This is a genomic window from Denitratisoma sp. DHT3 (genome assembly GCF_007833355.1).
GTDB lineage: Bacteria > Pseudomonadota > Gammaproteobacteria > Burkholderiales > Rhodocyclaceae > Denitratisoma.
In genome coordinates this window covers 1,597,500-1,609,420 of the sequence record NZ_CP020914.1, presented here as the reverse complement: position 1 = coordinate 1,609,420, position 11,921 = coordinate 1,597,500, and the positions used below count along the sequence as shown (strand labels likewise).

8 protein-coding genes and 2 pseudogenes are annotated in these 11,921 nt (G+C 68.1%); 8 read left to right on the top strand and 2 right to left on the bottom strand.

Going from position 1 to position 11,921, the window contains the following annotated elements:
• The first annotated feature begins 335 nt into the window (after nucleotides 1-335).
• The 8 genes and pseudogenes from epsE to B9N43_RS17565 form a co-directional block, all read left to right on the top strand.
• Complete coding sequence (epsE, locus tag B9N43_RS07330) at nucleotides 336-1,133, top strand: polysaccharide export protein EpsE (RefSeq protein WP_186454025.1); 798 nt, start codon at nucleotides 336-338, stop codon at nucleotides 1,131-1,133.
• A gap of 33 nt (nucleotides 1,134-1,166) precedes the next feature.
• On the top strand, nucleotides 1,167-2,492 hold the full coding sequence (locus B9N43_RS07325; RefSeq protein WP_145841636.1) for a GNVR domain-containing protein: 1,326 nt from the start codon (nucleotides 1,167-1,169) through the stop codon (nucleotides 2,490-2,492).
• A 17-nt stretch (nucleotides 2,493-2,509) separates the two neighbouring features.
• Nucleotides 2,510-3,403 carry a polysaccharide biosynthesis tyrosine autokinase gene (locus B9N43_RS07320; protein WP_145841635.1) on the top strand — a complete coding sequence of 298 codons (894 nt, stop codon included), beginning with the start codon at nucleotides 2,510-2,512 and terminating at the stop codon, nucleotides 3,401-3,403.
• 57 nt (nucleotides 3,404-3,460) lie between these two features.
• Nucleotides 3,461-4,897, top strand: a complete 1,437-nt coding sequence (locus B9N43_RS07315; protein ID WP_186454024.1) for an O-antigen ligase family protein — start codon at nucleotides 3,461-3,463, stop codon at nucleotides 4,895-4,897.
• Nucleotides 4,898-6,151, top strand: a complete 1,254-nt coding sequence (locus tag B9N43_RS07310; RefSeq protein ID WP_145841633.1) for a glycosyltransferase family 4 protein — start codon at nucleotides 4,898-4,900, stop codon at nucleotides 6,149-6,151.
• 5 nt (nucleotides 6,152-6,156) lie between these two features.
• The gene (locus B9N43_RS07305) at nucleotides 6,157-7,590 is read left to right on the top strand and encodes a lipopolysaccharide biosynthesis protein (RefSeq protein ID WP_186454023.1); all 1,434 of its coding nucleotides are present in this window, start codon (nucleotides 6,157-6,159) and stop codon (nucleotides 7,588-7,590) included.
• A gap of 27 nt (nucleotides 7,591-7,617) precedes the next feature.
• Nucleotides 7,618-8,760 (top strand): glycosyltransferase, encoded by a 1,143-nt coding sequence (locus tag B9N43_RS07300; RefSeq protein ID WP_145841631.1) that lies wholly within the window; start codon nucleotides 7,618-7,620, stop codon nucleotides 8,758-8,760.
• Nucleotides 8,757-8,969: pseudogene (locus B9N43_RS17565) on the top strand (NAD-dependent epimerase/dehydratase family protein); the annotation flags it as partial. The gene B9N43_RS07300 and the pseudogene B9N43_RS17565, both read left to right, overlap by 4 nt.
• Before the next feature lie 111 nt (nucleotides 8,970-9,080).
• Here B9N43_RS17565 and B9N43_RS17560 read toward each other — a convergent pair.
• Both B9N43_RS17560 and B9N43_RS07290 read right to left on the bottom strand, forming a co-directional pair.
• A pseudogene (locus B9N43_RS17560) lies at nucleotides 9,081-10,250 on the bottom strand (mannose-1-phosphate guanylyltransferase/mannose-6-phosphate isomerase); the annotation flags it as partial.
• A gap of 35 nt (nucleotides 10,251-10,285) precedes the next feature.
• Nucleotides 10,286-11,695 (bottom strand): undecaprenyl-phosphate glucose phosphotransferase, encoded by a 1,410-nt coding sequence (locus B9N43_RS07290; protein WP_261379415.1) that lies wholly within the window; start codon nucleotides 11,693-11,695, stop codon nucleotides 10,286-10,288.
• Nucleotides 11,696-11,921: the final 226 nt, after the last annotated feature.

Here is an 11,921-nt window from a genome sequence, read left to right as displayed (position 1 = left end):
GTGTTTCCTCCTCCGCATGTCAGGTGGTGTCCGGGCACCGTTCATTGCAGGGTGTCTCGGCCCGCCGGGAACCACGCGCCGATCGTGATCGTGCGGGACCAGGTCGACGGCGCCGAATCTAGCCGGGCCGGACTCCTTTGCACATACGTTTCCGCACCTACGTGGAAACCGGTATCGGTATTCGCGCGTTCATCGTCCTGGCGGCGGCCCGTCGCCACGCCCTCCGTTCCCTCTAGTCCGATCGGCGCAGACGGCTCCGTATCTGGCCGCCTATAGGCGACGTAATGTTCGCTCATGTTTTTTTGCGTCGTGCCGCCATCGACAAGGAGGCCATCATGTTTTCCCGTCTGCGCATCACCCTGCTTTGCCTGCTCCTCGGCGTCTGGTCTTCCGCTCTCCGGGCCGGGGAGGAGGAGACGCTCGGCCCCGGCGACAGCGTCCGGGTCGCCGTCTCCCAGAATCCGAATCTGACCACGGAAACCCGTATTTCCGCGCGGGGCAATATCTGGTTCCCGCTGATCGGCGACGTCGAGATCGGGGGCCTGACCCAGGGCGAGGCGGTGACGAAAATCGCCGACCTGCTGAAGCAGGGGCGGTACCTGAACGACCCCATCGTCACCATCACCGTGTTGCAGATCCGCAGCCGGCAGGTTTCGGTCCTGGGGCAGGTCGCCCGGCCCGGCCGCTACGTGCTCGACGACGCCGGCACGCGCCTGACCGATGTGCTGGCGCTGGCCGGGGGCATCGCGCCCGACGGCGACAGCCGGGTGACGATCGTCAGCGCCTCCGAGGGCGGCGCCGTCAAGCGCGAGGTGGATATCACGCGCATCTATCGCAACAGCGACTCCAGCGCCAACGTCGAACTCAGGAACGGCGACACGGTGGTGGTCGAACGGGCCCCCGTGTTCTACATCAATGGCGAGGTGTTCCGGGCCGGCGCCTATCGCCTGGCCGAGAACCTGAACGTGATGCAGGCCGTTTCCCTGGCGGGCGGCGTCACTCCCCGCGGGACGGAGCGCGGCATCCGGATCCATCGTCGCGGCGCCGACGGCAGCCTGCGCGACATCGGCGCGGGCATGTCCGACAGCGTGCTCGCCAACGATGTGATCGATATCCCCGAGAGACTGTTCTAGGCATCCGACATATTCACCGGATCAGGAGGTGTCATGAATACCGATCTGTTGTTCGCCGCCCTGCGCGCCCGTTATCGCGTGTTCCTGCTGGTCGTCGCGGCCACCGTGCTCGCCGCGACGGTGGTCAGCCTGGTCATGCCCAAGACCTATGTCGCGACCGCTTCGATACTGGTCGACGGGCGCGACGAGCAGTCGATGGCCAATCGGAGCGCGCCGCTGGAACGGGAACGCATCGGCTATCTGCAGACCCAGGTGGATATCCTGACCGGGATGCAGGTGGCGCGGCAGGTGGTTGCCGATCTGCGGCTGGGCGACGACGCCGAGTTGCGCGAGAAGTTCGAGTCCGACACCGGCGCCGCCGGTGGCACCGGTGACATGGGCAGCTTCGAAGAGTGGCTGGGCCAGGCGCTGCGCAAGGAAGTCAAGGTCGACACCACCCAGAGCAGCGTCATCCGCCTGAGTTTCCCCGCCCGGCAGCCGAAGTTCGCCGCCGCCGTCGCCAACGGCTTCGCCAAGGCCTACGTGGATGCGATGCTGAAGCTGCGAACCGAGCCGACGCGCGTGGCTTCCGTGTGGTTCGACGAGCAGGCCGTCGGTCTGCGGGCGGACCTGGAGCGGGCGCGGCAGCGGCTGGCGGAATACCAGCGGCAAAAGGGCATCGTCGTCAGCGACGAGCGATTCGATGTCGAGAATGCCCGCTTCGTCGAGCTGGCGAACCAGGTGGCGCGCGCCGGCAACCGCCACGCCGACGCGCTGGCCGGAAACCTGGCGCAGGCCGAGGCGCGCCTGCGGGAGATGGCGGTCGAATTCGGGCCACGGCACCCCCAATATCTGCAACAGCAGGCCCTGGTCGATGAACTGCGTACGAACCTGATGGACCGAGCGCAGAACGACGGCGCGGCCTCCTACGGCCGTCAGCGCCGGGCCGGCCTGGTCGCCGCGATGGAGGCGCAGCGCGAGCGGGTGCTGCAACTCAAGATCGCCCGCGGCGAACTGGCGGTGCTCGAACATGACGTCGCGCTGGCGCAGCAGACCTACGACCAGGCGATGCAGCGGCTGATGGCCAACCGGATCGACAGCCGGGCCAGCCAGACCAACGTCAGCATCATCGATCCGGCCGTGCCGCCCGGCAAGCCGTCCCGTCCCCGGATCCTGCTCAACATCGGGCTGTCCCTGGCGCTGGGGATCATGCTCGCGCTCACCGTGGTCTATCTGATGGAAACCGCCGATCGGCGCGTGCGCCGGGCCGTCGATCTGGAGGGCGATCCGGAGGTGCCGATGCTGGCCGTCCTGAATCGTTGGGAGCCGCTGGAACGGGGGCTGCCCGGCCCGCGCCTGGCCCGGCATCTGTTGCGTTGAGGCCCGGGAGGACGATCATGAAAGTCGAAACCTACGAAACCGTGTCGCCCCTTGGCGCCTATCGCCCCATGATGACGGGCCACGGCAACAGCATCGGCGCCATTCTGGTCACGCAGGGAAAACTGAGCGTCGAGAACGTCGACCAGGTGATGGCGCTCCAGCATCGCGAGGGATGGCGCTTCGGCGAAGCGGCGATGCGCCTGAGCCTGATCGATCACGCCGACCTGCTGGATGCGTTGCACAAGCAATACGACCTGCCGATGCGTTCGGCGGGCGCCAACATGTCCAGCGAACTGGTGGCGGTGCACAGCCCGGACCACGGCTGCAACGAGGAGTTGCGGGCCTTGCGCACCCGGTTGTTGTTGCGCTGGCGCCAGGCCGGCGCCACGCGGCGGGTGCTGGCCGTGATCAGCCCGTGCGGTGGCGAGGGGCGCAGCTACGTGGCGGCCAATCTGGCGGTGCTGTTCTCCCAGCTCGGCGAGCGCACCTTGCTGATCGACGGCGACTTTCGCCGGCCGCGCCAGCACCGGATCTTCGGCCTCCCGGATCGCGTCGGCCTTTCCGCCGTGCTGTCCGGGCGGGCCGATCGTCATGTCGTCCAGGCCATTCCGGGATTTCACCATCTGGCGGTGCTGCCGGCCGGCGCTCCGCCGCCGAAGCCGCTGGAACTGCTTTCCCGCCCGGCATTGGTGGACCTGCTCGACGCCTATGCCGCCGAGTTCGACGTGATCCTGATCGACACCGCTCCCGCCAACCTGTTCTCCGACGCCCAGGTGGTCGCTTATCACGCCGGCAGCGCCCTGGTGGTGACCCGGCTCGGCCATACCCGGCTGGCCGAGACCCATCGGGTCGTCAAGCACCTCGGCGACGGCGGCGTCGCCATCCTGGGCGCGCTGCTCAACGCCTGCTAGCGACGGGAGTGCTTGCGGCAGGGCGCTTTCAGGATGGGACGAACCGTGGAGACGCGCATGAAATCAGCACTGTCCGATCCGTCGGCATGGCGGATGGAGACTCCGGAACGGCGGAACTGGCTGCCGCTGGCGGTGGTGAGCGGCGCCCTGGTCGCGGGTGGCCTGGTCGCCCTCGGCGGCGCCAATGCCCTGCTGATCGGCCTGTCGCTGCTGGTCTTCGCTTTCGTTCTGCTCGATTTCCGCATCGGTGTGGTCCTGCTGGTGATTCTGACGCCGATTTCGACCAGCACCTTGCTGCCTCACAGCATCGGCGGCATCACCGGGCTCAATCCGTTCAACCTGCTGCTGCTGGAAACGCTTGCCGCGGCGCTGCTGCGCGGCGTCTCCGGCCGGCGCATGATGCCCCGCCCCCTGGTCTGGCTGTATCTGGCGCCCATGATCCTGGCCGCCGCCGTCGGCGCGCAGCATGTGCATGAGATACCCGCGGAACTGATCGGCGACGAACTGCTGTCCTTCGACAATGCGCCAGGCTATCTGCGCGACGTGCTGGTCAAGCCGCTGCTGACCGTCGTCGTGGCGCTGCTGGCCGGCGCCGCCGCCGCCCGCTCCAAGGCGCCGGAGCGCATGTTGTTCCCGGTGTTGATTTCGATCTTCACGATGTGCATGCTCGCCATCGTCTTCGTTCTGTACTCCGGCGTCAGCCTGGAAAAGCTGGCCGGCAGCGAGTCGCGGGAATTCTTCCAACCGCTTGGAATTCACGCCAACGACCTGGGGCGGCTCTACACCTTCGCCTATGCCCTGTTGCTGTTCGCCTGGACCGGGAGCCGGGGCGGCGCGATGAAAATCGCATTGGGCCTGGGGGCGCTGCTGGCGGTGGTGGCCCTGGTATGCACTTTTTCCCGCAGCGCGTTCCTGGGTTTCGTCGTGGTGAATGGCCTGTTCCTGCTGTCGCGCGGCATGGGCGCCGGCCTGTTCTTCGGCGCGGCGGCGCTCGCGGTGCTCGTGCTGCTGCTGCCGGGCGCCGTCTTCGACCGCGTCACCATGGGCTGGGGGCTGGGCCTGAACGCCATCAGCGCCGGGCGCATGGAAGAGATCTGGCTGCCCTTGCTGCCCGAACTGTGGCGCCATCCGCTGATCGGCAACGGCCTGGGTTCGATCGCCTGGTCCGATGCCATGCGGAGCGGCCGAGTCATCCTGGTGACTCATCCGCATAACGCCTATCTGCAGACGTTCCTGGACATGGGGGTGGTCGGCCTGGCCATGCTGGGCGCCTATTTCGTCCATGTCTGGCGGGAGTTCCGGCGTCTGAGCCGCGACCCCGACACCAGCCCGACGCTGCGGGGGTTCTTCGCCGGCGCCGCGGCCGGCCTGGTGAGTCTGATGCTTTCCGGCATATCCGGCGGCGGCCTGACGCCCGGCCTGGAACAAAGCTTCCTCTGGCTGGCGATCGGCATGATGTACGGCCGGCGACATGCCAATGCCAAGGAGGCATGAATGTCGCACGCCGCCCGATCCGGTCTCAGGCTCGTGGAGGCGCCGCCGGTCGCCGGCGCCGCGCCGATTGCCGCCGCCGCGGGGTCGATGCCGCCGGACACCGCCGGACGACCCCGTGTCTGTTTCGTCGCGCCCCAGGCCTGGCCGGTGCTCTCGGGTGATGCTTCCGTCGCCGTGGTGGGCGGGGCCGAGGTGCAGCAGAGCACCCTGGCCCGCTTGCTGGCCGGCGCCGGATACCAGGTATCGATGATCTGCCTCGATTACGGGCAGCCGGACGGGGCGGTGATCCACGGCGTGAGGACTTATCGGGCCTATCGGCCGGCGGCCGGCGTTGCCGGGGTGCGTTTCCTGCATCCGCGCCTCACTTCGATGTGGCGCGCCATGCGCCGGGCGGACGCGGACATCTACTATCAGCGCTCGGCGGGCATGCTGACGGCGCTGGTGGCGGCGTTCTGCCGTCGCCATGGCAGGCGCTCCATCTATGCCGGGGCCTCCGACAGCGATTTCATGCCTGGCCGGCAGTTGATCCAGTGGCGCCGCGACCGCTGGCTGTTCGAGCGCGGGCTGGCGATGGTCGATGCCGTGGTGGTGCAGAACCAGGGGCAGCGGGACAACTGCCTGCGGCACTATGGCCGTGCCGCCACCTGGGTGCCCAGCTGTTACGAATTGCCGGCGGATGCGCGTCCCGGGCCCGGCGACACCGTGTTGTGGGCGGGCAATCTGTGGCCGGGAAAACGGCCGGATCTGTTCCTTGAACTGGCGCGCAGGCTGCCCCGGTACCGTTTCGTTCTGATCGGGGGCATCGGCGTCGCTGCGACCGCGGAGGAGGTCGAGTACGCGGAATCGTTTCGCCGCGCCGCCGCGTCGGTGGACAATCTGGAACTCACCGGCTTCCTGCCCCTGGCCGAGGCCGAGCGCCACTTCGACCGGGCCAAGGTGGTGGTCAATACCTCGGTGCTCGAGGGAATGCCCAACACCTTTCTTCAGGCATGGGCGCGGGGTGTGCCCACGGTCGCCTTCATCGACGTCAACGCCCGGCTGGCCGGATCGTCGATATACCGCGTCGTGGCCGGGGTCGAAGAGGCCGCCGCGGAAATCGAGCGCCTGTTCCGCGATGAGCTCTACTACATGCATGCCTCGCTCCGCTGCCGCGAATATTTCTCCGGGACCCATGGCGCTGCAGCCGTCCTGGAGCGGTTTGCGCGGGTGCTGGCGTCCTTGTGCGAATCCCCGCGCGATGGGGCCGCGGAATGAGCGCGGTGAGCAGTCACGCGCTGGCGCCGGCCCATCTGCTCAGGCGGGCGCTGTCCCTCGGCGGCGCCAATGCGCTCGATTATGCGATGCAGTTCCTGCTGCCGGTGATCCTGGTGCGCTTCCTGACGCCCGAGGCCTTCGGCCAGTACCGCATGCTCTGGCTGGCGATCATGACCATGATGGTGATCGTGCCCCTGTCGATGGCCGAAAGCCTGTATTTCTTCCTGCCCCGGGGCGACGCGGCGGCGCGGCGCACCCACGTCCGGGTGACCCTGCTCTATCTGGCCGGCGCGGGCCTGCTGGGCAGCCTGGTCATCAGTCCGTGGAATCCCTGGCTGCCGGCGGGAATGGGCTCCCTGGCCGGGTTCGGCATGCTGGTGCCGGCCATCGCCATCCTCTTCTCGGTGACCACGCTGCTGGACATCCTGCCGACGGTGGAGGAGCAGGTGTCATGGCAAATCGGCATCGTCGTCGGGCTGTCCCTGCTGCGGACCCTGATGCTGGGAAGCGCGGCGTTCCTGACCGGCGAGCTGGCGCCGGTGATCTGGCTGCTGCTGCTGCTGCTGCTCAAATTGGCGGTGCTGCTGGGGTATATCGCCTGGCGCCAGGGATTGGGCGGCCGCTGGTTCGATCGGCGGGCCTTCATGGTCCAGTTTCGCCATGCATCGCCCCTGGGCCTGTCCGGCGCGCTCTACGGGCTGCGGGCGCAGGCGGACCAATGGGTCGCCGCCAGTTTCTTCGCCTTGGGAAGCTTCGCCGCGTTTTCCGTCGCCAGCGTGCTCGGCCCCCTGGTCAATCTTTTCCGCCAGTCGATCAATCATGTCTTTCTCCCCAGCATGAGCCGGCTCCAGGCCGCCGGCGATCTGACCGGCATGATCGAGCTCAACAGCCGCGCCAACGTGATGGTGGCGACCCTGGTCTATCCGCTGCTGGCGCTGGCCTTCGCGTTCGCCGAGGAGATCGTGACGCTGATCTACACCTCCGCCTACGTGAGCGCCGCGTCGGTGATGCGGGTCTATGTCGTCGGCCTGCTGCCTTTCGTGGTGGAGCTGTCCAGCCTCATGCTGCTGCTGCGCGAAGGCCGCTTCGCCCTGCGCATGAGCGGCGCCCTGCTGCTGGTATCCGTGGCGGCAAGCGCCTGGGGCGCGACGGAGTTCGGCCTGGCCGGGGCGGCGCTGGGCAGCACCGCGGCGATCTATGCCGACCGGCTGGCGACCCTGCGCCGGCTGTCGCGCCGCTTGGGCGTTGCCTGGCGAAAGCTCCAGGACTGGCGGACCCTGGGCCTGCTGCTGTCGCTGGCACTGCTGGCCGCCCTGCTGGGGCGGGCGGCGGCCAACCTGTTCTACGGCGAGGCGCATCCGGCAACCCGCCTTGCCGTCGGCGGCGGGGTGCTGGTCCTCATTTACGGCGGCCTCTGGCTGCGCCGGCCGGCGCCGTGAGATGGGAGCGCCATCGTGATACGGGCCATGTTCATCACCGGATCCCTGGGCCACGGCGGCGCCGAGCGGCATTCGATCACGGTCATGAACCGGCTCGTCGCCCGCGGGCACGAATGCCACGGCACCTACGTCAAGAACGACTCCAGCCAGCTGGGGCGCCTTCAGCTCGGCGACGGCGGTTCGGTGTGCTGTCTCGGCGCGGAGCATTTTCTGGATCTCGCCGCGCTGGGCGCCCTGACGCGACGGATCGAGCGCCTGCGGCCGCGGGTGATCGTGGCGGCGAACGCCTATGCGCTGATGTATGCGTCGCTGGCCCTGTGGCGTTCCCGCCTGCCCGCCTCGCTCATGGTGACCTTCCATTCGACGCGCCTGCTGGGGTTCAAGGAGCACCTCAAGATGCTTTTCGACCGGCTGTTCTTCGCCAGCGCCGATTGCCTGGTCTTCGTCTCCGACAACCAGCGCCGCTACTGGCAGCGCCGCGGCCTCCAGGCCCGGGTGAACGAGGTGATCGTCAATGGCGTCGACATCGACCACTTCCGCGCGCCGCCGTTCGTCGAGGCGGCACGGGGCGTGCGCCGGGCGTACGGCTTCGACGACGACGACTATGTGATTGGAATATCCGCGGTGCTGCGGCCGGAAAAGAATCACGTGATGCTGGTGGATGCCGTCGCCGCGTTGCGCGCCAGAGGCATTCCGGCCAAGGCGCTGATGATCGGCGACGGCGAATTGCGCGCCGCCGTCGAGGCCCGCGCCCGATCGCTCGGGGTGGGGGAACAGGTGCGGATCACCGGTTTCCGCGGCGAAGTGCGCCCCGAGCTCGCCGCTTGCGACGTGCTGACCCTGTGCAGTTTCACCGAGGCGCTGTCCCTCGCGGCCCTGGAGGCCATGGCCATGGAACGTCCGGTGGTGCATTCCGACGTGGGCGGCGCCTCGGAAATCGTCATCCCGGGCGTCAACGGCTTTCTGTTCCCGGTCGGGGAGCTGGCCGAGTTCGTCCGGAAGCTGGTCCTGCTCGCGGACCGGCGGCTCTCCCGCAGGCTTGGCCGGCGTGCCCGCCGGGTGGTGGAAGAGTGCTTTTCCGAAAGCGCCATGATCGACCGTTATGAAAAGACGCTGCTTTCGCTCAGCGACGGCGGCCCGCAGCCGAGGCCGGCGGGGCTGCTCGCATGAACCTTGACTCGAAGAGGAGTATCGCCATGAATCACTACCAGGAAGTCCTGCATCAACTCACCCGGCAACCGCGCCGCTGGCTGGTGACCGGCGCCGCGGGTTTCATCGGCTCCCACTTGATGGAGGCGCTGCTCAACCTGGACCAGGACGTGGTCGCCCTCGACAACTTCGCCACCGGCAAGCGGGAGAATCTCGAACAGGTGCGGCAGAGCGTCGGCGCCCAGCGCTGGCAACGGCTCGAATTCATCGAGGGGGACATCCGTTCCCCTCACGACCACCCAGTGCTCCGCCCGGTGGTGGTGGAGTTGCAGGGACAGCTTGGCGCCCGGATTCACGGTGATGCGCTTGACCCGGAAGCGCTCGCCGCCGTCGATGTCCTCGTAGCAGCCCCAGGGGCGATGGACGCAGCGCGGCGTCCGGCACTCGTCGCGGTCCTGGGCCCGCAACTGTTCGACCACCTCCTTCACCCGCTGCGATTCCTCCCGCGCCGCCACCAGCAGGGCATCGCCGGTTTCGACGATGACCAGATCCCTGAGACCGATGCCGACCACCATGCGATGGGAGGCATGGACGTAGCAGTCCGCCACCGAATGCAGATGCACGTCGCCGTGGCCGATGTTGCCGGCGTCGTCCTTGTCGGCCGCTTCCCACAGCGCCTGCCAGGAGCCGATGTCGCTCCAGGCGAAGGTGGCCGCGACCATCGCCGCCGCGCCGGTGCGCTCCAGCACCGCGTGATCGACGGAGGCCGGGCGGCAGCGGGAGAAGCGCTCGCCGTCGATGCGGCGGCAATGCGGCGGGCCGTCCAGCGTCGCGGCGACCTCGCCCGTGACGCCGGCCAGTTCGGGTTCCAGGCGCTCCAGCTCGGCCAGGAAATGCGCCGCGCCGAACAGAAAGATGCCGCTGTTCCAGTGGTGGCGGCCGCTGGCGAGGAAGCGGTGGGCGATTTCCAGTTCCGGCTTCTCGACGAAGCGCGCCACGTCGAAGCAGGCGTCGGCGGCGTCCAGGGGCGGCCCCTGCTCGATGTAGCCGAAGCCGGTTTCGGCGCGGTCCGGACGCAGGCCGAAAACCACCAGGCGGCCGCGCTCCAGCGCCGCCATGCCGCGCAGCAGGTCGGCGCGGAAGGCGTCGACGTCGGGGATGTCGTGGTCCGCCGGCAGCACCAGCAGCGCCGCGTCCCGGTCGGCCGCCAGCAGATGATGGGCGGCGACCGCGATCGCCGGCGCGGTGCCGCGCCCGAAGGGCTCGACGATCAGCCCGTGCCGGTCGGCGCCGGCGCTCTTCGCCTGCGCCGATACCGTGGCCTGGTGCTCCTGGTTGGTGACGATCCAGGGCTGCCGGACGTCGGGCATGGCGCAGGCCCGGCGCAGGGTTTCCTGGAACGGGCTGCGTCCGCGCAGCAGGGGCAGGAACTGCTTGGGTTCGACCTCCCGGGACATGGGCCACAGCCGTGTTCCCGAGCCGCCGCAGAGAATGACCGGATGGATGTTCATCGTCAAAACCTCGGTTTGCCACGCGGGCGGGGGCCTCAATAGGCATTCTCTTTTTTCAGGACCACGAACAGCGTCTTGAAGATGATCTGTAAATCCAGCGGCAGCGACCAGTGGCGCAGGTAGGCGAGGTCGTATTCGATGCGCGCCTTCATGCGCTCCACCGTTTCGGTTTCGCCGCGCAGGCCATTCACCTGCGCCCAGCCGGTGATGCCGGGGCGCACCTTGTGGCGGATCATGTAGCCGTTGATCAGCTTGCGGTAGAGCTCGTTGTGGGCGACGGCATGGGGACGCGGCCCGACGACGCTCATCCGCCCCTGCAGTACGTTGATGAACTGGGGCAGTTCGTCCAGGGAGGTGGCGCGCAGGAAGGCCCCCAGCCTGGTGACGCGGCTGTCGTTGCGGGTCGCCTGGCGGATCTGGTCCCCGTCCTCCTGCACCGTCATGCTGCGGAATTTGTAGATGACGATCTCGCGGCCGTCCAGGCCGTAGCGGCGCTGCTTGAACAGGATCGGGCCGGGGGAGCTGCGCTTCACGGCGATGGCGATGGCCAGCATCAGCGGCGCGATCAGGATCAGGATCAGGGTGGCCAGGACCAGATCGCTGCCGCGCTTGATCAGCGCGTTGACGCCGTAGTAGGGGGTTTCGCACACCGCCACCATCGGCAGGCCGCAGACGGTGTCCATGCGCGCCTGGATCAGGTCGAACAGGAAGATGTCCGGCACGAAGTAGATCGATGCCGTGGTGTCGCGCAGCTCGTCCGCCAGCCGCAGGATCCGCGCCTGGGAGGTCATGGGCAGGGTGATGTAGATCAGGTCCACGTGATGCTTCTTGGCGTAGCTCGCCAGATTGCCCAGGTCGCCCAGGATGTCGCGCCGCAGCCCCGGGTGAAGCCGGTCCGATTCCCGATCGTCGAAGATTCCGGCGACATGGACGCCCAACTGCGGAGACTGCCGGATGCCGGTGACCAGCCGGTGCGCCAGTTCGCAGCCGCCGGCGACGATGGCCACGCGCTGCATTCCGGTCGCCGACATCAGGCGCGGCAGCCAGCGGGGCAGCACCCCATGCACGAGCGACAGGGCCACGGGCGTCGCCACCAGCCAGGCGCCGATCACCCGCAGGTCGAAAACGTCCAGCGTCCGGGTGGCCCAGCCGAGCATCAGCAGCAGGCTGGCGACGACCAGCCAGCTTCCCACCGCTTCGGCGGTGATCGAGCGGCGGATGCCGGGCATCGGAACGTAGCTGTGGAAAGTCAGCGTGAAGGCCAGCAAGGCGAGAATCAGGTAGGGGCCGCTGAAGGGCTCGGCAAACACCGTGCAACTGACGACCAGAACGAGGGTGGCGACCACCGGCATGCTCAACAGTTGGAACAGCGCCGGGGCGCTCAGCGGGCCGCGCGGCAGCGGACTCACCTGGAGTCCGGAGGTTGATGAGGACAGGCTCGGCACGACGTCGCTCCTCAACGACTCGGGCTCTCGGCCTGGCGTGATGGGTGGATCATGGCCGGCTCCTTTCCGCGCGATGTTCGTGAGGAAAGGTTAGGTCGGCTTGACGGTCCGTCGATGAACCGGAACCGCCTTCTCCTAGTTCATTCGGAGCGGCCCCCGAGTTCGCCCTGAGCGCTGCCCGCTCCTACACGCCCAGAACAACCGCACTTCCTTGACAGCGCTTTCC

What these genes read in the sequence shown, in the direction of transcription:
- B9N43_RS07300 (WP_145841631.1), top strand. Translation starts at nt 7,618, where the DNA reads ATGTTCATCACCGGATCCCTGGGCCACGGCGGCGCCGAGCGGCATTCG.
- B9N43_RS07310 (WP_145841633.1), top strand. Translation starts at nt 4,898, where the DNA reads ATGTCGCACGCCGCCCGATCCGGTCTCAGGCTCGTGGAGGCGCCGCCG.
- B9N43_RS07320 (WP_145841635.1), top strand. Translation starts at nt 2,510, where the DNA reads ATGAAAGTCGAAACCTACGAAACCGTGTCGCCCCTTGGCGCCTATCGC.
- epsE (WP_186454025.1), top strand. Translation starts at nt 336, where the DNA reads ATGTTTTCCCGTCTGCGCATCACCCTGCTTTGCCTGCTCCTCGGCGTC.
- B9N43_RS07325 (WP_145841636.1), top strand. Translation starts at nt 1,167, where the DNA reads ATGAATACCGATCTGTTGTTCGCCGCCCTGCGCGCCCGTTATCGCGTG.
- B9N43_RS07315 (WP_186454024.1), top strand. Translation starts at nt 3,461, where the DNA reads ATGAAATCAGCACTGTCCGATCCGTCGGCATGGCGGATGGAGACTCCG.